This window comes from Ruegeria sp. BC7 (assembly GCF_056539165.1).
The window spans coordinates 12,127-33,748 of sequence record NZ_JBQFUL010000002.1; the positions used below are offsets into that span (position 1 = coordinate 12,127).

Genomic DNA, 21,622 nt, shown 5'->3' on the forward strand with positions numbered 1-21,622 from the left:
CGTGGCCTTCCCAATAGCTCAAACCGTGTGAAGTTCAGATGACAGAAGAAATGATCCTTGCCAATGCCACACTCGTTCTTCCCAACGAGACGCTAACAGGCAGCGTTCGGATTGCGGGTGAGACAATTATTGAGGTCGCGTCCGGTGCCGCGATTCCTGCAGGTGCGATTGACTGCGAGGGGGATTTTGTCTGCCCCGGACTGGTCGAATTGCACACCGACAATCTGGAACGTCACATTCAGCCGCGCCCAAGGGTCGACTGGCCCCACGCCGCGGCCATCCTCGCGCATGATGCTGAACTGGCCAGCACAGGGATCACCACTGTGTTTGACGCCATGCGCATCGGCTCGATCCCCAGTGGTCAGCGCTACAAGAAATATGCGCGTGACCTGTCCCGCGAGCTGTGGAATTTGCGCGAGCAGGACGCGCTAAAGATCAGTCACTTCCTTCATCTTCGGGCAGAGGTCTGTTCCGAGACATTGGTCGAGGAGCTTGACGAGTTTGACGCGGACGACCGTGTGGGCCTTGTGTCGCTGATGGATCACACGCCCGGCCAACGACAGTTCCGGGACATGGCCCAGCTTGAGGCGTATATGAAGGGCAAGCACGGCATGAATGATGACGACTTTCTTCAGCATGTCGCCCAACTCAAGTCGCTGCGCGAACGCTTTGGCGACAGGCACGAAGTCGAGACGGTCAAGGCCGCCCGGCGCTTTGGCGCGATGTTGGCCAGCCACGACGATACCACGGACGCCCAAGTGCGCATTTCCGCAGGGCATGGGATTACGCTGGCCGAATTCCCCACGACCGTTGAGGCTGCCCGAGCCTGCCACGACCACGGAATCAAGGTGATGATGGGTGCTCCGAATGTGATCCGGGGCGGGTCACATTCTGGCAATGTCGCGGCGCATGAGCTTGCCGAACTCGGACATCTGGACATTTTGTCGTCAGACTATGTGCCCGCTGCCCTTTTGCTGTCGGCAGCGCGATTGGGCGAGATGTGGGGTGATATGGCACGTGGATTACGGACCGTGACACAGACACCCGCGCAAGTCGTAGGACTGGATGATCGCGGCGAATTGCGCGCCGGGGCACGCGCGGACGTCATTCGGTTCCGACTGCGCGAGGGCGCACCTGCACTCAACGGTGTCTGGTCGCGAGGGCGTCGTGTGGCCTGATCAGGCCTTATAGAACAGATACCGGTCCGGGGCGATGGTGTCCGGGCCGCTGATCTGGTCAAACCCCACCAAGGGCTGACCCGAGATCAATAGCCCGCCCGGTCGCATCACCCGCGCTATGAGGGGACTTAGACGAGCGGCTTCGGCAACGTCCTCGTCCTTGATGCCGCGCCCGAAATCGTAGTGTGCCATAGCGATTTTTTGTCCACCTGCGGCCAGCTTGTTGAGCATGGGTTCCGCTTCGCCCTGCAGAAAGTCCTCTGCTGGCGGAGTGCTGGACGGGTGGCATTGCAGAACCCGGTCCATCACCCAGATGCGGCGATCCGGCAGGATTTCCCTGAGGTGATCATAAGTTCGACCGTTTCCCAGACCCATGTCCAGAACGTCTCCGGTCATGTCGGATATCTGTTCGGCGGCCCAGTTCAGCCCATCGCGTTGGGCCGTCAGGCGGCGCAGCATGGAATCCAGTCGGCTCATTCAGGTCTCCGTCTCGTGTCGTTTTGCTGCGCGGTCCAGATGACGGCAGGCCCATCCAATAGCCGGTGCAGCAGGTCTTGTGTGAATGTCCAGACGTCTTCGTCGTGAACAAGGTGATGAGTCAGAACGCCAAAGGGTTCATTATTGTCGGTACGCCCTTCGCGGCGATCCCGCAGCAGGTCCACGGCTTGTTGGATCAAGGTATCCGAAGCGACCAATCCCCGTGTCCCACGCCAGTCAATCGGATCCAGATGCGTATTGACCTGTAGCAGTCCTGACACCGGGTAAGCGGTCTTTCGCGGCGTGGCAGTCGACAGAAACCGGTAGCCCAAATCAGGCAGTCCTTTTACGACGTCCGGGGCAATTCGGTTCCAGGGCGGAACGAACATCGGGCACAAGCGCTCGCCGAACGCAGCATTCAGTCGGTCCAGCCCGGCTTGCGCGTCCTCCAGTATCTCTGACACGGGTCGGTGCAGCCGGAATTCCGACTTTTTCTCGCCCTTCGGCGCGTGGTTTTGATGTGCCCATCCATGAACAACCGGAATCAGACAGGGATTGTCCGAGACATGCCCCGTCAGCGCGTCGTCAGCGTCTTGCGGGATCACCGCCAGATGCACTGGCAAACCAAGCCTATCTGACAGGGCGGTCAGACGATCAAGCTGCGGAGTGACGGTAACCGCGTCGTCGTCACGCCACCATAGAGGCAGCGACAGGCCCGTGCTCTGCCAAACCTCAAGCTCGACCATCAATGGACGCCAATCGACGGTCATTTGCGCTGCTCCAAGAGGGTCTTGGCGATGTCCACGGACTTTGCGGCCCCTTCAAATCCAAAATCTGTGGTTGGCCTGATGGGGGCATCAATAACGCGGCCCACTGCCATCGCCAACGTGTCGCCGTTTAGGTCCTGACTTGGTAGAACGTCGATCGCGGGTAAGTTAGACAGGCTTTCTCCGCGCAGCGTCTGCTCAACCTCTTTGCCATCATCGAATGGCACGAATACCGCGGGTGTCCCCGCCTGAAGGATGTCGAGCGCGGTGTTATATCCGCACATGCTGACCGATGCGGCCGCGTGGGGCAGCATCTGGCGGAAATCGGGCCGCACCTTTTCGAGGGTTACAGGTGCATCGCCAACGTATTGGGACAGGTGATCAATGCGTGCGCTTGCGTCCTGTCCACCGACCAGCAGGCGCCAGCGCCTGTTGGACATCTTTCGGGCGGCTTCAATAGCCGCACGAAAGATCGGTTGCCCCACCGATCCCCCTCCGGCGCTGACAAGCACTTCGCCCTGACCTAACGCGTCGGGGTGCGGACCACGGGCTTTGGGCGCAACAAAGCCCGTGTAAAACAGCCGTCTCTCAAGCTGTTCCGAGACCGGCCAGCTTAGGTCCAACGGGACGACCTTCCGGTCGGAATGAACCAAAATACCGTCATAGCTGTCCAGCACGATCTGCTCGGTGCGTTCGGCCTTTGAGGGCTTGGATGGCGGGGCGAGTATATCCCGGACAGACCCCAAAATAACGGGTTTGACGGGCAGTTCCTGCGTCGCGTCAAGCGCTGCGGTGAACTCATCCACCAAGGACCTGCGTCCAAAGGGGTAAAGCTCGGTGATCAGAATATCCGGGGCGAAGGATCGCACTGCTTCTACCAGAGCCCGTTTGCGCGCCTGCATATAGGCATCATCCGCAACGTCGCCTGTTTGCGTCAGCAGCCGCGTGAAATCCGTGCCGTCTGACCGCAAAGGGGGCAACCCAAGCAGCGTTATCCCGGCGCTATCCAGTTGCGGTGCGGGCATTCCGCCGGACACCAGAAGAACCTGATGACCACCTTGCACAAAGGCCCGCCCCAGCGTGAGCGCGCGGCTCAGGTGCCCTGTCCCCAGCAGATGGGTGACGACGATCATCACTTTCATTCGGGAACCTCTGCCCGGATCAGGCGGACAGGCTCGGGGTCGGGGCGCATAGTATCCATATCAACGATATACAGGCGGTTGCGCTTGATTTTGAAGGGGGGGACGCCGCTAAAATCCCACCCCCAGGCCATCGCCAGAATGACCCGCATAATACCGATATGGCAGACCGCAACGGTATCACCGCGCAGTGAGTCCAGCCACGGGCGCAAACGCAACCTTACTTCCGCAGGGCTTTCCCCGTTCGGAGGTCGAAAATCCCATCCCCAATCCTCGATGTGGCGGTAGCCGCTGCCTGTATCTGCGATCAGGTCGACACCGCGCAGGCCTTCCCAGTCACCCCAGTTCATCTCGGTCAGCGCAGCGGACATCACTGGGTCCTGCCCCGATACCAGTTGGGCCGTTTCTCGGGCCCGCGCAAGTGGGCTGGACCAAATGGCTGCCGTGTCCCACGGCTGCGGCAGGCTGTATGCCGACAACTCCTGACGCGCATCTTCGTCGAGTTGGATGTCGCTGCGCCCCTGTATGCGACCGGCGCGGTTCCATTCCGTATGTCCATGGCGCAGCAGTGCAAGGCGGGTCATTGGCGTCCCTCGATCAATGGGCGCGCGGCCTTCCAGAACCTGTCCGTGGCCGCGGGCATAAGGTGTCGCTCGGCTATTCGTTCACGCGATATACGTCCGATCGAAAGGCGCAGCGGCTTGTCATTCAGCACGTTTTGAATACGCGCAGCCAGCGCAGATGGGCCTGCGTCCGGCGACGGATAATCACCCGGAGCCAAAACATCACTAACGCCCGGCCGGTCCTGCGCCACCACCGGCACCCCATTGGCCTGTGCTTCCAGATAGATCATTCCATACGCCTCATTCACGCCGGGCCAAACCAGCAGGGACGCGGTTTGGTAATGCGCCTGCAGCGCGTTCCGATCCAGCTGGCCCAGAAAGTGTACCTTCGATCCGAAGGGGGCCATCAACGCCTTGACCTCTGCGCGGGCCGGGCCGTCGCCAGCGATTTTGAGAGACCAATCGCCCTGCAAATGACCCAATGATTGAGCCAAAATCTCATATGAGGCCAGCTTGTCGCCGTTCCGCATCATTCCAACCGTCAGCATCGGTCCTGAGCAGGTCGATGGGGTCGGTAGCTCTGAAAGTGGCAGGAACGGAGGCAGTTCCACCAGGCGTTGCGCTCCAAACTTTTCCCGTTCCAGCGTAATGAGGTCATTGGCGGTGTGGTAATAGATCATCTGCGCGGCGTCGCATGCATCGTGCGCAGCTTGCGCGAACCCGGCCCACGGGCCTTTCAACCGGCTTGTGGCGCGGGTGCTTTCCAATTGCACATAGGGGATGTTGCGGGCTTTGCACACGCGGGGACCCAGCAGGTCCGGTGCCTTGTAATAATTGTGATAGGTCACCCAAAGCGCTGTATCCGCAGGCAATTCTGCAATCAACCTTTGCGCCTCTGTCTCGGCTTGAGCGCGCAATTCCTCTTGGACTTTGGCGTCGCCGGTCTTGTCGTAGATGCGCAGGCGCGACACCAGATCAACCGTGTCACCTTGCGCGCCAATTGCCTGCATCAGGTTGCGTGCCATTTCACGATCACCAGACGGCACCGGGCTGTCCGGTGATTTCATCGGAGTGTAAAAGGCGACGCGCGCCATCAGTCCGGGCCTGCGCCCAGGGCGCTGAGCCGTTCGGAAAGACGCGCGATGCCCGGATCCATCCGAAACTCGGCAATAAGCCGATCATAGGCGGCGTTTGCCATCGCTGCGGTTCCGTTGGGATTGTCGGCCATTCGGATCATGGCTGCGGCAAGGGCGGCAGGATCATCGTCGGACAAGACGCCGTGCCGACCTGTTTCGATGAATTCCGGGATCGCTGAGACGGGTGTGGACAGGATCGGCAGGCGCTGGGACGCGGCCTCCATCAGTACGTTGGGCAAGCCGTCCCGGTCGCCGTCCGACGCGACGCGGCTGGGCAGCACAAACAAGTCGGCCTCGCGCATCGCGGCGATGACTTCTGGTTGGTCGCAGGCACCTTTCCACACGATCCGATGCGCGACCCCGGCGGCCCGGGCGCGTTCCTGCAGAACTTTTCCCAAAGTCCCGCCGCCGATATGCGTCCAGCGCCAGTTCAGTTCGTCAGGCAGCATGGCAAACGCGTCGATCAGGCGGTCGAACCCTTTCTTTTCAACCAACCGACCAACGGACAGCATATGAAACGGATCACCCGAGGCGCGGGGCGCGCGATCTGGCGGGGGCGGGAAGCGTGTCAGGTCCAACCCGTGATAGATCAGATCGACACGCCTTGGATCGTCGGCCAGACTGCGCAGGTGTTCCGCGCCGACTGCGGTACAGGTCGCGCCAAATGCGGCACCGTGCGTGCTGGCCTGCAGCTTTTCGGACTTTTCCCAATCGGGGGATGTCCAAATGTCCTTGGCGTGCGCAGAAAAGCTCCAGGGCAGGCCACGCATGATGGCTGCATAGCGGGCGACGGATGACGGCGTATGCATGAAATGGGCATACATAACCCGCGTCGCCTGCTGCAGTTCGGCGGCCAGAACGCATGCCTGCCCAAAGCGTCGAATGCGGTTTTGCGTCGGGTCGCGGCGCAGATCAGCACGCCAGACCCGATAGGCTTCGGCGTAGCCGGGCAAGCCTTGGGCCACGCGCCGGGCGGCCCAGACGCGATCCGGCTCTTGGTAAAGGTATTCGGGCAAGTAATGCACCTTACCCTTGAACCGATCATGCAGCGGGTGGCGTTTCACATCTGTTGGATGCCTTAGGGACCAGATGTCAAAGCGATGACCCGCATCCTGCAGGGCAACCAGTTCTTGCGCGATGAACGTCTCGGACAGGCGCGGCCACCCTTTGACCAGCACCGCCAGTTTCGGAGGCTTGGACGTCATCCGGTGGCCCGTTCCCGCTCACCACCCAGCAGGGCGTCAATCCGGCTGGTGACATAATCCAGCCCATCCAGCAGCCCGTCCTGAATTGCCTGAGAGGGCAGCGGCTGATGAGGCAGGGCGCGGATCGCCTGAACCATCGCGTCCGTTGTCAGCCCGTCCCGGCTTTCGTCCAGCATGCGAACCAGCCCCAGACCCTCGGCACGTGAGGCGCGAATCCACTGTTCCAGCCTTGGTGTCGTGCGCGGAACAATGACCGCGCGTTTGTCGAAAGACAGGACCTCGCAGAAGGTGTTGTAGCCACCCATGCAGACCACGCCGGCAGCGCCCGCAAACAGCGTTTCGATCTGGGATTCAAAGCCCACGGCTGTCACGCGGCCATTCAGGGCGGCGACGCGGGTTTCAAAGTCTTCGCGCAGTTCGCCGGACAGGAAAGGGCCATAGACCAGCACGGCCCGCGGCGAAAGGTCTGGGTCCTGTTCGTAGGCGGACAGAACAAGGTTAACCATCGCCTTGCCGTCTCCACCGCCGCCCGGCGTAATCAGGATATAGGGCTGTTCGGGCGGTTCGCCCACGGGCCCCAGATCGCGACGCAGATAGCCCGTCCAATGGATACGAGATTGCGCGGCCGGGCTAAGCGGCAAGCCGCTGGTGGGGTCATAGATCGACCGCAAGCCGTAAACCCAGATTTCGTCATAGTACTTTTCGGTCGCTGTAACGGCTTCTTTCCGGTCCCACTCGGCAGCGAGAACTTCGGGTTCATCCAGAACGTCGCGCAGCCCCAATACCAAACGCGTGTCTTTGGTCTGGTACAGCGTTTCAAGCGTTGGCAGCAGTTCACCGCGAAACCCGGTGGGCTCTTTGTCGACAATCAGAACATCGGGTTCAAACTGCTGGACCGCAGTCTGAATCAATCCGGCCCGCAGTTCAGTCACCTCTTCAATGCCCATGCCCATCGTCTGTGAGGCATAAGACCCGTCGGCTCGTTTCGTTACCCCCGGCAGGCGGACATGGTCCACGCGGCGTGGAAATGTAAATCGCCCCGCAACAGGCGATCCCGTCAGGATCAGTGCCGAGGCGCTAGGATCGGCCTGCGTGATCGCCGAGGCCAAGGCGCGAGACCTGCGCAAATGGCCCAGTCCGAACGTATCGTGGCTGTAGAACAGGATGCGGGGCGCACGGCCGATTGTATCGTTTTGTCTTCCTAGGCTCATGCTTTCGCCTGTATTTGTGTCTCGGTGCAACTCCGCGCGCTAGCACCTGTATCGTATATGTTTTACGCCCGCTTGCAAAAACTCGGTCGTGACGAGCCAAAACCGAAAACCATTGCGATTTGGCTACATGTTACAACAGTTTTTCCAAAGGTTCCCTGTTCTAAATCAAACGCAAAATCCGCACCCTTTGCGCACCTTGCTCGATTGCTCATATTCAGTTTTTTCCCGGTTGAAAACACTTCAATGATACTCATTGCGCAGGGAACACGGGAGGACACGATATTGGGAAGCGAATGTTTGATGATTTGAACACAGCTACGCGCTTCTATAATCTGCCCTGCAAACGTCGAACGGGATAGAACACTCGATGAAAATTAGACTTTTCGCAGTTGCCGCCCTGATGATCTGGGTGATATCGCTGGCTTTTCCCACCGAGGCGCTGGCGCAGACCTCTCTTATTCCTGGGTACAGTTCTGGCTCGGACACCGGCGCTGATGCGAGCGACGAAAGCGATCTGGCCGCAGCCATTCGTTCGGCGACCGAGGCCGGAGCAAGCGTAATCGTGATCGATAGCGCTGGTCAGATTGTCTCGTCAGGGGGGACACAGGGCGCTGTAGATGGCGCCGCGCCGCACGACCCGATGTCCGAAGGGTCGCAGCTTATGAAAGCGCAAGAGCGGTTTTCCAAGTTCCGCGAGTCGATGGCGTCGCGGCTTGAGGCGCTGCCCTACTCAATATTTGAAGTTCAGTACATCCTTCGGCAAACCAGCCCCGATGGTCGGATTCAAACCTATGTCGAGGTTCTGTTCTGGAACATCCTGTTCCTTTTGCTGGGTCGATGGTTGTCCATAGAGATTTACGGCAAGCGCATCGCTAAAGGGATCGTTGTCGCGCGATCCAAAGAAAACCCGCAGGGGTATCGTGAAAAGATGCCGTTTCTGGTGTTCCGCTTCCTGATGGGGATCGGGGCCACGGTTTTTGCGATGCTGATGGCGCTGATCGTTGGGTATCTGTTCTTTGGCGAGGCCGAAGATATCTCGATCCAGTTTACGGTCACGGCGATCTTCACGGCATTCTTCCTGTCTCGAACGGTGTCGGACCTGTGGCGCATGGTGCTGTCGCCGTATCTGAGTCAGTACCGCCTGCCACCGTTTTCGGACCGCGACGCCAAACGTTTGTATGTCTGGGCCTCGGCGTTGGCGACTTATGACATCACCGTGGTCTTGTTCTCGACTTGGGTCGCGGATTTCGGACTGAACTACAACGTCTATGCGATGGTCTACGGTAGTCTGACAATGGTCGGGGCGCTGGGCAATATTCTGATGATCCTGTTCAACGCGCGGGCAATTTCCAACGCCATTCGCGGGGGACGTTCGCCTGATCAGGTGTCCTGGATTCTGCGGTTCATTTCATTTGCGTGGGCACCGGTTCTGATCGTCTACATGGTGTTCAGCTGGTTCAAGCTGGCAGTCGATCTGGTGCTCGAAAACGAAAACTCGATCCCCATTGTTGCAAGCAGCTACGCGATCTTCATGTCGGTTGTCATTGCCTATGGCGCGATGAACTATCTGCTGGAGCGGTATTTCGACCGCAACCGCCAGATGGAAGAAATCAATGCCGAAGCAGAGGAAGATCACGACATCGCGACCGTAGACACGCCGCTTGCAGAGCAGCGCAAGCATTCGATCGTAACGTATGAGGATCTGGCCCGGCGCGTTGCAGGTATTCTGGCCTTTGTCGTTGGTCTGTACGCACTGGTGGTGATCTGGAACCCGGATGCAAGCTGGAGCGAAGACCTGCCCATCGAACGTGCCCTCGACGTGATGGTCATTCTGTTCATCGGATATATCCTGTTCCACTTCTTCCGTGTCTGGATCGACAGCAAGATTGCCGAGGAGATTGACGAGGGCGGCGGCGAAGCCGAGCTGGGTGACGAAGGCGGCGAAGCTGGGCAAAGCCGTCTGGCCACTCTGCTGCCACTGTTCCGCGGCGCGATCCTTGCCGTGGTTGTCGTCACAATCGTGCTGATTGTGCTGATGGAGCTGGGGATCAATGTCAGTCCGCTGTTTGCGGGTGCGGGTGTCGTTGGTCTGGCGGTGGGCTTTGGTTCGCAAACGCTGGTGCGGGATATCTTCTCGGGAGCGTTCTTCCTGATGGATGATGCGTTTCGCAAGGGCGAATATATCGACATTGGCGATGTGAAGGGGACGGTCGAGAAGATTTCGGTTCGGTCCTTCCAACTGCGCCACCACTTGGGTGCGCTGAACACGATTCCCTTTGGTGAGATCAAGGTTCTGACAAACTACTCCCGCGATTGGGTGATCATGAAGCTGCCGCTGCGGGTGACGTATGACACCGATGTCGAAAAGGTGCGCAAGCTGATCAAGAAACTGGGTCAGGAATTGCTGAGTGACCCGGTGATTGGTGACAATTTCATCCAGCCGCTGAAATCTCAGGGTGTGATCGAAATGCAGGATTCCGCGATGATTATCCGGGTCAAGTTCATGACCAAGCCGGGTGACCAGTGGCTTGTGCGCAAGAAGGTCTATCAGGAAATCCGAGAGCTGTTCGCCCGCGAAGGCATTCGCTTTGCTCACCGTGAGGTTACAGTTCGTCTGGCCGATGAAAAGGCAGCAGAGGACCTGACGCCAAAACAGCGCGAGGCCGTTACCGGCGCGGTGCAGGCCGCAATTGACGAGGATTACCTCGACGATATCGGTCCGGGTGGTGATGATCGCTAGGGGCGGCTCCCGCCCCTTTGAGTTGCGTCTCTGACGAGACGCCGCCCAAAGCGTTGGGCCGGGCCGCGCGTGCCGCGCGGCGGGTGCGTTATGACTTAGACGTTGACCAGTTGGGTTGGGACGAGCCCAGCTTGGACGCAGGCAAGGGCCAATACATGTTCGCCTTGCCCACGCGGAGGGCGGGCTTCAGGCGATAGCCTTTGCCCCAGCCCGAGTCCTCGGACCTGTCAGAAAAGTCGGCAGGCTGGGCCTGTGCGATTTCTTCTGTGGTTTCGGATTTGGCGAGGCTTGCCAGCAACTCGGCTGTGCGGGCCAGTGACATCCGGGCTTGCATGACAGAACCGCCTGATGCGGCCTCGGCCAGCGCAGACAGAACGGCTGCGGCCATCAGGTAGCCTGTTGCGTGATCCAGCGCCTGAACAGGCAGCGGAGTCGGCTTGTCGGCTTTGGCCCAAACACGCCCTGCATCGGCGATGCCGCTGCTCATCTGCACAAGGCTGTCAAAGCCACGCCGGTTGGCCCACGGTCCCTGCCAGCCATAGGCGTTCAGGGTGACCTCGACGCGGTTCGGGGCCAGTTCATCCCGCCTTGCCTGTGTCAGGCCAAGCGCGTCCAAAGCGCCGGGCCGGTATCCGTGAACAAACACATCGGCCTGCGACAGCAGAGACTGCAACTTCTCGATGCCATTGGGGGTTTTCAGATCCAGATAGGCACAGCGTTTGCCCAAAGAGATATCGGGAATCACGCCGGGCTCGTCCCAACCCGGTGGGTCGACGCGCAATACCTCGGCCCCGAACCCTGCCAAGGTGCGCGTGGATACTGGCCCGGCCAGCACGCGAGTCAGATCAAGGACGCGGAGGCCCGTCAGCGGGCGCTCTGCCGTCGCCTGTGGCCTGTCGCGCATGGTAATCGGGCGGGGGTTGGTCCACCCGATCAGGGGATCACGCGAGACGGCGCGCCCCTGCGGATGATCCAACCAGTCCGAGCGGCCGCGCATGGCGGCGGCCACGCCGCCCTCTGCGACGATCGCAGTTTCGAGATCGGAAATCGCCCAGGTTTTCACGGCCTGCGATACGACCTCGCGCTCTGGTTTGGCGCCTAGAACTTTCAAGGCCGCCGCCCGGTGACGGGGCAGGTTGGTATGCAGCCTGATCCACCCATCTGCGGCCTGATAATCTCCGGCAATGGTGTCCCAGAGGCTTGGCATTTCCCAACCGTCCGGCTTGAAGGAAAACCCGTACCAGAGAGAGGCCAGCCTGTGATCGACCGAAACCTCTGGCGCGCTGGGGGCAAGGTTCAGTGCTGCGATCAAGCGGGCCAGTTCCTGACCCACAGCGGCGAAACTGGCGGTTGCCAGCTCTGACACCGCATAGACACTGGGCCGCGCACCTGATCCCGTTGTCAGATAGCCACCTGATGCGGGTAGGGCAGAGAGCAGGGTCATTGCTGATAGGGGTCCAGACTGTCCCGCAGCCCGTCGCCCAGGAAGTTGAAGGCCAGAACCACAACAATGATCGGCAGCATCGGAATAGCCGTCCACGGATATATCTCGATTGAGGCCAGGTTCTGCGCATCGTTCAGCATCACGCCCCAACTGACAGCAGGAGCCCTAAGCCCAAGGCCAAGGAAGCTGAGCGCCGTTTCCCCAAGGATCATGGCCGGGATGGACAAGGTGGCCGAGGCGATCAGGTGGGACATGAAATTCGGCAGCAGGTGTTTGCGGATCACCCGGCCCGAGCTTGCGCCCATCATCTCGGCGGCGCGGACATATTCCTCTTCCCGCAGGGACAGGAACTTGGCGCGCACGGATCGCGCAAGACCGGGCCAGTCGAGTATCCCGAGAATGATCGAGATGATGAAGAACACCGCAACCGGGCTCCAATTCGACGGCACCGCCGCCGACAGCGCCAGCCAAAGCGGAAGTTCCGGGAGAGAGCGCAGAATTTCAATCACACGGTTGATAACCCAGTCGATCTTGCCGCCAAAGTACCCGGCCATGGACCCGAACAGGATACCAAGGAAGAAGGAGACAGAGATACCGATCAGGCCAACTGTAAGCGAGAGTTGCGCGCCGTATAGAATTCGGCTGAACACGTCGCGACCCAGACGATCAGAGCCCCACAGGAACAGGGTTGCGCCCTCGGGCGGGCAGAACAGGTGCGTATCCGTTCGGATCAGCCCTGCCAGCTTGTATTCACTCGCTTCGCAAAAGAACCGGATCGGCCGCGGGTCTTCCGTATCGGGAATGAACTTCCACTGGAATGTCTCAAGGTCCGCCTCGGCGACGATTGGATAGACATGAGGACCGATGAATTTTCCGTCGTGGAACCAGTTGATGCTTTGTGGTGGGGCGTAAAGGTGTTCGTCGTTACGCTCATTCGGACCATAGGGGGCGATAAACCCCGCAAACGGCAACATCAGGTAGCACAGCAACAGGAAGATGCCCGAGATCAGACCCAGCTTGTGCGTTCTGAACTTGCGCCAGACCAGAACCCAGTTGGGGGCGTCCAGATCCGCGCGCTCAAGCTGTTGCAGGGCGGCATCCGGATCGAATGGAGCGTCGTCGACATAGCGTCCGTCAGATCGTTTGGTCATGCCTCGCGCCCCTCATAGCGAATGCGCGGGTCCAGCATGACCAGCAGGATATCAGAGATCATGGTTCCGATCAGGGTCAGCAGAGCCACGAACATCAGGATAAAGGCAGACAAGAACTGGTCCTGTGTTTTCAGCGCGGTCAGAAGGGTGGGGCCGATGGTTTGCAAACCCAGAACGACCGACACCAGAACCGAGCCGGACACCATTGACGGCAGCAGGTTACCGATATCCGCCACGAACGGGTTGAAGGCCACGCGCAGCGGGTATTTCGTCAGCATCCGCGACGGAGACATCCCCTTGGCGATGGCCGTTTCCACGTAAGGCTTGCCCAATTCATCCAGCATATTGGCGCGCAGGCGTTGCATCATGGCGGACGCGCCGGATGTGCCGATCACGAACGTCGGGACAATCAGGTGAACCAGGATGGACTTCATCTTGTCCCAGCTCATCGGTTGTCCCTCGAACGAGGGATCCATCAGGCCGCCGATTGGCAAGTTGAAGTAGCGGTGGCCGTAATAGAACAGGATCAGAGCCAACAGGAAGTTAGGCGTTGCCAGTCCAAGATAACCAACAAAGGCCGAGGTATAGTCGATCCACGTCCGGGACCGCGCAGCGGCAATGACGCCAAGCGGCAAGGCGACCGCGTAGACGAACAGAATGGCGGCAAGGTTGACCACCACGGTCAGCCACAAGGTGTCGCCTACGATTTCCGCCACGGGGCGGTCAAACTCGAAGGACCAGCCGTAATTGCCCTGCAACAGCCCTTCAAACCCATGAGGGCCGGGCCAGAAGCCTATCCAGATCAGGTACTGTTCCCACATGGGGCGGTCCAGCGCGTATTCTGTGCGCAGGAACTCGGCCTTGGCGACTCCGGCAGATTGACCCGATGCCTGAAGCTCTGCGATCTGGTTGCTGAGATAGTCGCCGGGCGGCAGGTTGATGATCACGAAGACCAGCACCGACACCACCAAAAGCGTCAGCAGCATCGTGAAAAAGCGATACACCGCATAGCGCAGCATTACCATTTAGCTGCTCCTGTCAGTCGGCGAAGAAAAACTCGTCGGGACGATGAATACCAAAATGCGCGCCGGGTTCCCATGCCCACATTGCCTGTTCCGGCACATTGCGCAGTCGGTTTGAAACGACAATGGGCTGGGGCGCACCATTCAGAATACCGATCGCGTACAACTGATCTGCGTGAATCTTCAACATTTCGCTCCACGCGGTTTGCCGCTGTTCGTCGGTCGTGGCGACCTCCCAGTCATGAGCAAGCTCCATCAGGCGCTGCGCTTCGGGCATGTCTGGTGGCTCACCGGCTTCGCCTCCGGTCTGATAGTGCTGTCCCCATTTTGGCCACGCCAGAAACACCTGATCGGTCGGGGCCAGATATGCAGGAGAGGTGTGGTTTTGCGGAATGCCGTCATCCCAACCAAACCAGACCGATGCCATCGTGTTGCCTGCAAACACCCGGTTGCGCAGGATGTCCCTGTCCAAGGGGCGCATTACCAGTGCGACGCCGATCTCGCGCCATGTGTCAGTGACGATTTGCAGCGCGTTCTCAACCTCTTGCCGTTCGCCTGCCGTTTCGATGATCAGCTCCATCGGGCGTCCATCGGGCAACAGGCGGATTCCGTTCTTGTCACGCTCGGTCAGGCCAGCCTCATCCAGCAGGGCATTGGCGAGTTCGACATCAAACTGCGCCCAAGCCTTTGCGTTCTCTTCGTCATAAAACGGCGACGCAGGCAGTACAGACATAGCACCGGGCTGCGCCAGTTTGAAATAGAGCGCCTGATTGATCGTCTTTCGGTCGATGGCCAATGACAGGGCGCGACGCACCCGCACGTCGCGCAGAACCTCACGCCACGCATCATCGGCAAAATTCAGGTTGGGATAGATTGCGATCTGTGATGCGACTCCTGTTTTCCAAAGCAGGGTTTTGTAGTCGCCACCCTTTTCACCCTTTTTCAGGATTGAGGCGTCCCGGAAGGCCAGACCACGCCCTTGCAAATCCGTTTCCCCCGCGTTTGTCTTGGCAGCAACCAGACCGGGGGCGACGATCTCCATCTCGACGACGTCGATATAGGGCAGTTGCACGCCCTTGCTGTCGATACGGTGATAGTAGGGGTTGCGCACGAAATTGTGCCGGATCTTTTTACCAGAGCTGGCATTCAGCCACGGCTGCAACGTGGGCAATTTGTGATTGTCGAACTTATAAAGGTTGTCCAGCTTGTTGTGCAGCGCGGCCCAGCTTTTGACACGGGCATCCTCGACCTGGAATGCCAGCTCATCCGCATCTGCAAACTTTTCATGGTATTGCTTCAGGAATTCCGACGGCCGGTAGATAAACGGCGGCCGCGCCTGTGCCAGCGACTGCAGGAAGTTGGGGTTTGGGTCGTCCCATTCAAACACAACAGTGGTTTCGTCAGGGAAAGAGACCTTCGGCGTGTTACCCTCGACAATCAGGAAATCAGGCGGACCGGACGGGCTGAGAAGCTCATTGTTTGCAACGTCCTCCCACCAGTACCGAAAGTCTTCGGAGGTAAAGGGTGAACCATCCGACCACTTGTGCCCTTCGCGCAGATGCAGCGTGAACTTTCGATTGCCCTCGTTTTCAAATGACTCGAGCAGGTCCGGCACAATCTCATAATTCTCATCAAAGCCAACCAGCCGGGCATAGCCGTAAACGACCATCTGGCGGATGTCCTTGGATCGCGTGACCATCGTGCGCAGCGTGCCTCCGGGTGTGCCGAAATTACGCCCTTTGGCAGCAAGATCGACGACCAGGGGTTCAGACGGAAGCCGTTCTTCGATCGGAGGCAGATTGCCGGCATCGACCTCGGTTTTCCAAAATACGCCTTCAACGGGTGTCGGAGTTCCGGCCATTCCGGGCAGGGTCCAAAAAGCCGACAATGCGGCTGCCATTAGCAGGGGGCGAGTGGTCTTAAACATGGCATCGTACCTTATGGCCGGGCTCCATCTCTACCAGCGAGGGTATCACGGAGTCGGTAAATCGGAAGGCGTCATCCCAACTGTCTGGTGAACCAGCGCCCAAAGCAACCAAATTCAGGTCGATGGGCCGGTTGATGTCGGGTTCCGGCTGAGCGGCAATCAGCGCCTTGGTGTAAGGGTGGCGGGGATTGTAGAACAGGGTCTCGGGCGGGGCTTGTTCAACCACCAGACCCCGGCGCATCACCGCAACTTCGTCAGCGATACGCGCCACGACCGCAAGATCGTGAGAGATGAAGAAATACGACAGGTTCAGACTGTCTTGCAGATTTTCAAGCAATGTCAGGATTTGTTCCTGCACGGACACGTCCAGAGCCGAGGTCGGCTCGTCGCAGACAATCAGTTGCGGGTCCAGCATCATCGCACGCGCAATGGACAGGCGCTGACGCTGGCCGCCGGAAAACGCGTGAGGGTAACGTTTCAGCATGTCGGCGTTCAGGCCGACGCGCTGCAACATCTCGGCGGCCTTGTCTCGCTGCTCGGCAGGTGAGCCGATTTTGTGTATCTCAAGCGGTTCAGTCATGGCGTCCTGAATACGCATCCGCGGACTGAGCGAGCTGTAGGGATCCTGAAACACCATCTGCGCCTTGCGTTGAAAAGCGGTGCGCTGGGCGCGAGACATCTGGTGAACGGTTATCGGGTCTTCGTTCGGGGAGGTGCGGAAAAGAACCTCGCCGCCCGGGTCAGGTGGCTCTGCGCCAAGGGCGATGCGGGCCGCAGTGGTTTTGCCAGAGCCGCTTTCACCGACGATAGCCAGAGTCTTCCCACGCGCGAGGTTCAGGTCCACGCCGCGACAGGCATGTATCAGCCGTTCGCCCTGCCACCCTTTGCTGGATCGCATCGTATAGGTCTTGGACACGCCCTTCAGTTGCAGGATCAGGTCTTCTTCAGGCATTGGGATGCCAACTGCGTCCTTGTCCGGTATTTCCGGCGCGGCGTTGAACAACTGCTGTGTGTAAGGATGTGCCGGAGAGGTCAGGATCGGCGCGGCAGCCCCGGATTCCATAACGCGGCCTTTGTGCATGACAACGACCTGTTCAGCCATATTCGCAACCACGCCCAGATCGTGCGTTACAAGGATCAGCGCCATTCCGGTTTCGCGCTGAAGCTCTTTGATCAGCCCCAGAACCTGCGCCTGAGTTGTCACGTCCAAAGCAGTCGTGGGTTCGTCGGCAATCAGCAGTTCTGGTTTGGAAACCATTGCCATTGCGATCATTGCGCGCTGCCGCATGCCTCCGGATAGCTCGAAGGGATAAGAATCATAGGCGCGCTGGGGATCGGGGAACCCGACCCGTTCAAATTGCGTCAGAACTTCTTTGCGCGCCTGGGCCTCGGACGCGCCGCGATGCAGCCAAAGGACTTCGCTGACCTGATTGCCGATTTTGTGCAGAGGCGACAGCGAGCGCATCGGCTCTTGAAAGATCATCGAAATGCGGTTGCCGCGGATATCCCTCATCTGGCGTTCACTGATCTGTGTCAGTTCTTCTACGCCTTTGGAATCATTCAGGGTAATTGTGCCGCTGCGAATCTGGGCAGTGCGGGGCAAGATACGCAATGCGGCCCTGCAAGAGATCGTTTTGCCCGATCCTGATTCCCCGACCAACGCAAGTGTCTGCCCTGCTTCCACATCGAAGTTGACGTCTTTGACAACAGAGTCGCCCGCACCGAAACCGATGCTTAGGTCTCGGACAGACAACAACGCAGTCATGCGGATATTCCACCCGTTAGGCCGTGAGTCGGCATCGGCTTAATCAACTCCCCGTTTTTTTTGTCGCAGTTTCGCGCGGTTGGACCCAACTAGTCAAACCCGTTCTTATGCCGAAATGTCGCGGAAATGTGAATCTGAGGCCAATTTGCCTACACAAAGCCTTGAGGATTTGTCATCAAATGCGATGTCGGCCCCAGCTTTTACGCCGATAGTTACCAAGGAGAGATTTTCCCGTGCCCGATACCCAAAGCCGCCTGGATTTGTTCATCGACCGTATGGTCTCGCAACGAGCATGTCTGGATCACGCCATCGCGCAGACAAAAGGCATGCCGGGACCGGTGTTTGAACTGGGGTTGGGCAATGGGCGCACCTATCACCATATGGTCCAGTACATTGAGGCTCGGCCGGTCTATGTTTTTGAACGCGCCGTTGCCTCGCATCCAGATTCAACCCCGCCAGAAGATCTGGTGATTTTAGGGGATGTGCGGGAAACGCTCCCTGCTGCGCTGGATCGCTTTGGCGCGACGGCCAGCCTGATCCATGCGGACCTTGGCGGGCACAACCGGGAAAAGAATGATGCGTTTGCGCGCCTTGTGTCCCCACTGATCGAACCGCTTTTGGCCGAAGGGGGGCTGATGGTGTCGAGCGACCGAATGTATTTTGAAACCCTGACTGAAGTGCCGTTACCGGCAGGAGCGGTCGAAGGCCGCTGTTTCATCTATCGCCGCTAACTGGCCTACAAGGATATTCTGATGCTGTTTTATGATTGCTCTACCGCGCCGAACCCGCGCCGCGCCCGGATGTTCATCGCCGAAAAAGGGCTTGAGATTGAGACCCGCGACATCTCTATCGCCAAGGGCGAGCAACTGAGCGAGGAATTTCGAGCCGTCAATCCAAACGCCACAATCCCAGTTCTTGTAACCGACGAAGGGACCGCGCTGACCGAGAATCTCGGTATCGCGGCCTATCTTGAGGCGCGCTTTCCCGAACCGCCCTTGATGGGGCGGACGCCGGACGAAAAAGGCTTGGTTCTGATGTGGAACAGTATTGTCGAGCAACAGGGCGGCGCGCCGATTGCCGAGGCGCTGCGCAATACCCATCCGGCGTTTGAAGGCCGGGCCATACCCGGACCGGTGAGCCACGCACAGATCCCCGAGTTGGCACAGCGCGGCACAGCGCGGGTCGCGCGGTTTTTCGATATTCTGGAAGATCGGTTTGCCCAAAGTGCTTTTGTTGCGGGTGACGTGTTTACGTTGGCGGATATCTCAACCTTCGTGTTCGTCGATTTCGCGCGCGTGATCAAAATGAAAATTCCTGAGGAAAACACCGCAACTCTGGCCTGGTTTGACAAGATAGCGGCGCGTCCCAGCGCCCGGCTTTAAAGGACCGATCTGGCTTGGCGGGTTTTGACGATCAGGACTGTACAGAAATGTCTAGACAGAAGTGAACAGTGCGTCTAGCGTCCCTTGCGAGTCATGCAGGGGAGTGCAGGATGAAATCTCAGTATCGTGTTGTGGTCATCGGGGGCGGCGTCGTGGGCGCCTCGGTTCTGTATCATCTGGCCAAGTTTGGCTGGTCGGACGTAGTGATGCTGGAGCGTCGTCGTCTGGCTTCGGGGTCTTCGTGGCACGCGGCGGGGGGAATTCACGCGCTGAACGCCGATCCGAACATGGCAGCGTTGCAGGCCTATACGATCGACCTGCTAAGTGAGATCGAAAAGGAATCCGGCCAAAATATTGGTCTGCACATGACCGGAGGTCTGACTTTGGCGGGCACGCCCGAACGGTGGGAGTGGCTACAAGCGAACTACCGCATCTTCCAGTCCATTGGGATTGATGATTGCGAGTTGCTGTCCCCGGAGGAGGCGCAGAAGCGCTGCCCGATCATGTCCACCGACGGCGTGCTGGGGGCGATGTGGGCGGATCGTGAGGGCTATATCGACACCACCGGAACCGTGCAGGCTTATGCAACGGCAGCCAAAAAACGCGGTGCGGAGTATTACGAAGAAACCAAGGTCGAAAGCCTGACGCAGACGGCGGACGGCTGGCAGGTCGTCACTGACAAAGGCACGATCACCTGTGAACACGTGGTCAACGCGGCGGGTCTTTGGGCCAAACAAGTGGGTCGCATGGCGGGGGTCGAACTGCCGGTCTCGCCGCTGAAGCACCACTACCTGATCACCGACACCGTGCCCGAAGTCGCACAGGCCGATTTTGAGATGCCGATGACGGTGGACCTCGAAGGGTTCACCTATATGCGGCAGGACCAGAAGGGCGTGTTGGTTGGTATCTACGAGGTGGAACACGAACATTGGGCCATGGACGGCGCGCCATGGAACTACGGCGAGGAGCTGTTTCAGGAACAGCTTGACCGGATCGAGAATGAGCTGACGCTGGGCTTTGAACGCTATCCGTCGATCCAAAATGTCGGCATCAAGACATGGGTCAACGGCGCGTTTACCTTTGCGCCGGACGGCAACCCTCTGGTCGGGCCGGTGCCGGGCAAGCGTGGGTATTGGTCTGCCTGTGCGGTGATGGCCGGGTTCCTGCAGGGCGGTGGTGTCGGCAAGACGCTGGCCGAATGGATGATCCACGGGGAGCCAGAGGCCGATGCGTGGCCGATGGACGTGGCCCGCTTTGGCGACTTTGCCCAGAACAAGCGGTATATCCGCGAGACGACAGGCCAGTTCTATTCCCGCCGCTTCGTGATGACCTATCCGAACGAGCAACTGCCCGCAGGCCGTCCGCTGAAAATGGCCCCTGCCCATGACGCGATGACCGAGGCAGGGTGCAAGTGGGGCGTCAGTTGGGACTTGGAAGTGCCGCTCTATTTCGCGCCGAAAGGGTTCGAGGAAACGCCGACCCTGAAACGCTCGAACGCGCATGACATCGTTGCCGAGGAATGCAAGGTGATCCGTGAGGGCGCGGGTCTGCTGGATATCTCCGGCTTTTCGCGGTTTGAGGTCAGCGGCCCTAACGCGCAGGTCTGGCTGGATAAGGTGATGGCCTCGAAGCTGCCAGCGCCCGGACGGGCAAAGCTGGCCCCGATGCTGGGCGAAAATGGTCGGCTCAAAGGTGATCTGACCGTGCTGAACTGGGGCGATGGCACGTGGTGGATCATGGGCAGCTATTATCTGCGGGCCTGGCATATGCGGTGGTTTGATGACCACATGATCGACGGTGTTACCGTTCGCGATCTGGGCGAGGAATATTGCGGGTTCGCCGTAGTCGGTCCGAAATCGCAGGCCGTGGTCGAGAAACTGGCTGAACAGGACATCTCGGGCCTGAAATTCATGGGCTGCGGGGATTTCGATATCGGTCTGGTGCGCGCCCGCGTCGCTCGCATGTCGGTCACCGGTGAAAAGGGCTATGAGATCAACTGCCGCTACGGTGATCACATCAAGCTGCGCCGGATGCTGCTTGAAGCCGGGGCAGACGAAGGCATTCGCGAATGTGGCTTCAACGCGATGCTGTCGACCCGCCTTGAAAAGAGCTTTGGCATCTGGTCGGCAGAGTTCACGCAGCTATACACGCCGGGCATGACGGGCATGGACCGCTGGATCGACTGGGACAAGGAATTTGTCGGCAAGCAGGCAGCACTGGCCGAGCGCGACGGCAACGGCCCTGCGCAGGTTCAAGTCACGCTGGAGGTTGATGCGCTGGATGCGGACGCCAGCGGCTATGAACCCATCTGGGCAAATGGTGAACGGGTCGGGTTCGTGACGTCGGGTGGATATGGCCACTACACCGGCAAGTCTCTGGCGATGGGATTGGTTAATCGTGACAAAGCTAATCCGAGGACTGACCTGTCGGTTCATGTGGTCGGTGTCGAGCGCCCCGCGCGGGTGATCGCCGCGTCGCCCTATGATCCGCAAGGCAAGGCGATGCGAGGCTGACG

Annotated in this window: 17 protein-coding genes; 5 read left to right on the plus strand and 12 right to left on the minus strand. The window is 59.3% G+C overall.

Translation table 11 applies throughout. The annotated features are described in order from the left end of the window. The first annotated feature begins 38 nt into the window (after nt 1–38). Entirely contained in the window at nt 39–1,178 is a 1,140-nt protein-coding gene (locus ACR0KS_RS05090) for an alpha-D-ribose 1-methylphosphonate 5-triphosphate diphosphatase (protein ID WP_170565888.1), read from the plus strand. On the opposite strand, the gene ACR0KS_RS05095 is transcribed toward ACR0KS_RS05090, so the two are convergent. The 7 genes from ACR0KS_RS05095 to ACR0KS_RS05125 are packed head-to-tail and all read right to left on the minus strand — an operon-like array spanning nt 1,179 to nt 7,676. After that, on the minus strand, nt 1,179–1,655 hold the full coding sequence (locus ACR0KS_RS05095) for a class I SAM-dependent methyltransferase (protein ID WP_170565885.1): 477 nt from the start codon (nt 1,653–1,655) through the stop codon (nt 1,179–1,181). Beyond that, nucleotides 1,652–2,425: a polysaccharide deacetylase family protein gene (locus ACR0KS_RS05100; protein WP_170565882.1), complete on the minus strand. Its 774-nt coding sequence runs from the start codon at nt 2,423–2,425 to the stop codon at nt 1,652–1,654. Before ACR0KS_RS05100 ends, ACR0KS_RS05095 begins: the two co-directional genes overlap by 4 nt. Further along, entirely contained in the window at nt 2,422–3,564 is a 1,143-nt protein-coding gene (locus ACR0KS_RS05105) for a glycosyltransferase (RefSeq protein ID WP_170565877.1), read from the minus strand. The genes ACR0KS_RS05100 and ACR0KS_RS05105 overlap by 4 nt, the downstream gene beginning before the upstream one ends. Then, nucleotides 3,561–4,145, minus strand: a complete 585-nt coding sequence (locus ACR0KS_RS05110; RefSeq protein WP_170565873.1) for a histidine phosphatase family protein — start codon at nt 4,143–4,145, stop codon at nt 3,561–3,563. Before ACR0KS_RS05110 ends, ACR0KS_RS05105 begins: the two co-directional genes overlap by 4 nt. Then, nucleotides 4,142–5,218, minus strand: a complete 1,077-nt coding sequence (locus ACR0KS_RS05115) for a glycosyltransferase family 4 protein (protein WP_170565871.1) — start codon at nt 5,216–5,218, stop codon at nt 4,142–4,144. Before ACR0KS_RS05115 ends, ACR0KS_RS05110 begins: the two co-directional genes overlap by 4 nt. Next, complete coding sequence (locus ACR0KS_RS05120; RefSeq protein WP_170565868.1) at nt 5,218–6,465, minus strand: glycosyltransferase family 4 protein; 1,248 nt, start codon at nt 6,463–6,465, stop codon at nt 5,218–5,220. Before ACR0KS_RS05120 ends, ACR0KS_RS05115 begins: the two co-directional genes overlap by 1 nt. Continuing rightward, the gene (locus tag ACR0KS_RS05125) at nt 6,462–7,676 is read right to left on the minus strand and encodes a hypothetical protein (protein ID WP_170484350.1); all 1,215 of its coding nucleotides are present in this window, start codon (nt 7,674–7,676) and stop codon (nt 6,462–6,464) included. Before ACR0KS_RS05125 ends, ACR0KS_RS05120 begins: the two co-directional genes overlap by 4 nt. Nucleotides 7,677–8,076: 400 nt before the next feature. Here ACR0KS_RS05125 and ACR0KS_RS05130 point away from each other — a divergent pair, with 400 nt between their 5' ends. Then, the gene (locus tag ACR0KS_RS05130; RefSeq protein ID WP_480693174.1) at nt 8,077–10,416 is read left to right on the plus strand and encodes a mechanosensitive ion channel domain-containing protein; all 2,340 of its coding nucleotides are present in this window, start codon (nt 8,077–8,079) and stop codon (nt 10,414–10,416) included. Nucleotides 10,417–10,504: 88 nt separating this feature from the next. On the opposite strand, the gene ACR0KS_RS05135 is transcribed toward ACR0KS_RS05130, so the two are convergent. From ACR0KS_RS05135 to ACR0KS_RS05155, 5 genes are read right to left on the minus strand one after another with little or no spacing between them, the layout of a single operon-like run. Next, a complete protein-coding gene (locus ACR0KS_RS05135; protein ID WP_170565862.1) occupies nt 10,505–11,860 on the minus strand; it encodes a CoA transferase in 1,356 nt (451 codons plus the stop codon). After that, a complete protein-coding gene (locus ACR0KS_RS05140) occupies nt 11,857–13,011 on the minus strand; it encodes an ABC transporter permease (protein WP_170389488.1) in 1,155 nt (384 codons plus the stop codon). The genes ACR0KS_RS05135 and ACR0KS_RS05140 overlap by 4 nt, the downstream gene beginning before the upstream one ends. After that, complete coding sequence (locus ACR0KS_RS05145) at nt 13,008–14,036, minus strand: ABC transporter permease (RefSeq protein WP_170414048.1); 1,029 nt, start codon at nt 14,034–14,036, stop codon at nt 13,008–13,010. The genes ACR0KS_RS05140 and ACR0KS_RS05145 overlap by 4 nt, the downstream gene beginning before the upstream one ends. Nucleotides 14,037–14,049: 13 nt before the next feature. Continuing rightward, nucleotides 14,050–15,960 (minus strand): ABC transporter substrate-binding protein, encoded by a 1,911-nt coding sequence (locus ACR0KS_RS05150; protein WP_170565857.1) that lies wholly within the window; start codon nt 15,958–15,960, stop codon nt 14,050–14,052. Further along, the gene (locus ACR0KS_RS05155; RefSeq protein WP_170565853.1) at nt 15,953–17,725 is read right to left on the minus strand and encodes an ABC transporter ATP-binding protein; all 1,773 of its coding nucleotides are present in this window, start codon (nt 17,723–17,725) and stop codon (nt 15,953–15,955) included. The genes ACR0KS_RS05150 and ACR0KS_RS05155 overlap by 8 nt, the downstream gene beginning before the upstream one ends. A 233-nt stretch (nt 17,726–17,958) precedes the next feature. Here ACR0KS_RS05155 and ACR0KS_RS05160 point away from each other — a divergent pair, with 233 nt between their 5' ends. The 3 genes from ACR0KS_RS05160 (at nt 17,959) to ACR0KS_RS05170 (ending at nt 21,620) form a co-directional block, all read left to right on the plus strand. Continuing rightward, entirely contained in the window at nt 17,959–18,456 is a 498-nt protein-coding gene (locus ACR0KS_RS05160; protein WP_170389497.1) for a class I SAM-dependent methyltransferase, read from the plus strand. Nucleotides 18,457–18,477: 21 nt separating this feature from the next. Beyond that, on the plus strand, nt 18,478–19,107 hold the full coding sequence (locus ACR0KS_RS05165; RefSeq protein ID WP_170565850.1) for a glutathione S-transferase: 630 nt from the start codon (nt 18,478–18,480) through the stop codon (nt 19,105–19,107). Nucleotides 19,108–19,217: 110 nt separating this feature from the next. Continuing rightward, nucleotides 19,218–21,620: a GcvT family protein gene (locus tag ACR0KS_RS05170; RefSeq protein ID WP_170565846.1), complete on the plus strand. Its 2,403-nt coding sequence runs from the start codon at nt 19,218–19,220 to the stop codon at nt 21,618–21,620. Nucleotides 21,621–21,622 lie beyond the last annotated feature (2 nt).

Coding starts and splice junctions, on each gene's coding strand:
- ACR0KS_RS05090 (WP_170565888.1), top strand. CDS start 39: ATGACAGAAGAAATGATCCTTGCCAATGCCACACTCGTTCTTCCCAAC.
- ACR0KS_RS05145 (WP_170414048.1), bottom strand. CDS start 14,036: ATGGTAATGCTGCGCTATGCGGTGTATCGCTTTTTCACGATGCTGCTG.
- ACR0KS_RS05120 (WP_170565868.1), bottom strand. CDS start 6,465: ATGACGTCCAAGCCTCCGAAACTGGCGGTGCTGGTCAAAGGGTGGCCG.
- ACR0KS_RS05125 (WP_170484350.1), bottom strand. CDS start 7,676: ATGAGCCTAGGAAGACAAAACGATACAATCGGCCGTGCGCCCCGCATC.
- ACR0KS_RS05095 (WP_170565885.1), bottom strand. CDS start 1,655: ATGAGCCGACTGGATTCCATGCTGCGCCGCCTGACGGCCCAACGCGAT.
- ACR0KS_RS05110 (WP_170565873.1), bottom strand. CDS start 4,145: ATGACCCGCCTTGCACTGCTGCGCCATGGACATACGGAATGGAACCGC.
- ACR0KS_RS05170 (WP_170565846.1), top strand. CDS start 19,218: ATGAAATCTCAGTATCGTGTTGTGGTCATCGGGGGCGGCGTCGTGGGC.
- ACR0KS_RS05100 (WP_170565882.1), bottom strand. CDS start 2,425: ATGACCGTCGATTGGCGTCCATTGATGGTCGAGCTTGAGGTTTGGCAG.
- ACR0KS_RS05165 (WP_170565850.1), top strand. CDS start 18,478: ATGCTGTTTTATGATTGCTCTACCGCGCCGAACCCGCGCCGCGCCCGG.
- ACR0KS_RS05105 (WP_170565877.1), bottom strand. CDS start 3,564: ATGAAAGTGATGATCGTCGTCACCCATCTGCTGGGGACAGGGCACCTG.
- ACR0KS_RS05140 (WP_170389488.1), bottom strand. CDS start 13,011: ATGACCAAACGATCTGACGGACGCTATGTCGACGACGCTCCATTCGAT.
- ACR0KS_RS05155 (WP_170565853.1), bottom strand. CDS start 17,725: ATGACTGCGTTGTTGTCTGTCCGAGACCTAAGCATCGGTTTCGGTGCG.
- ACR0KS_RS05130 (WP_480693174.1), top strand. CDS start 8,077: ATGATCTGGGTGATATCGCTGGCTTTTCCCACCGAGGCGCTGGCGCAG.
- ACR0KS_RS05150 (WP_170565857.1), bottom strand. CDS start 15,960: ATGTTTAAGACCACTCGCCCCCTGCTAATGGCAGCCGCATTGTCGGCT.
- ACR0KS_RS05115 (WP_170565871.1), bottom strand. CDS start 5,218: ATGGCGCGCGTCGCCTTTTACACTCCGATGAAATCACCGGACAGCCCG.
- ACR0KS_RS05135 (WP_170565862.1), bottom strand. CDS start 11,860: ATGACCCTGCTCTCTGCCCTACCCGCATCAGGTGGCTATCTGACAACG.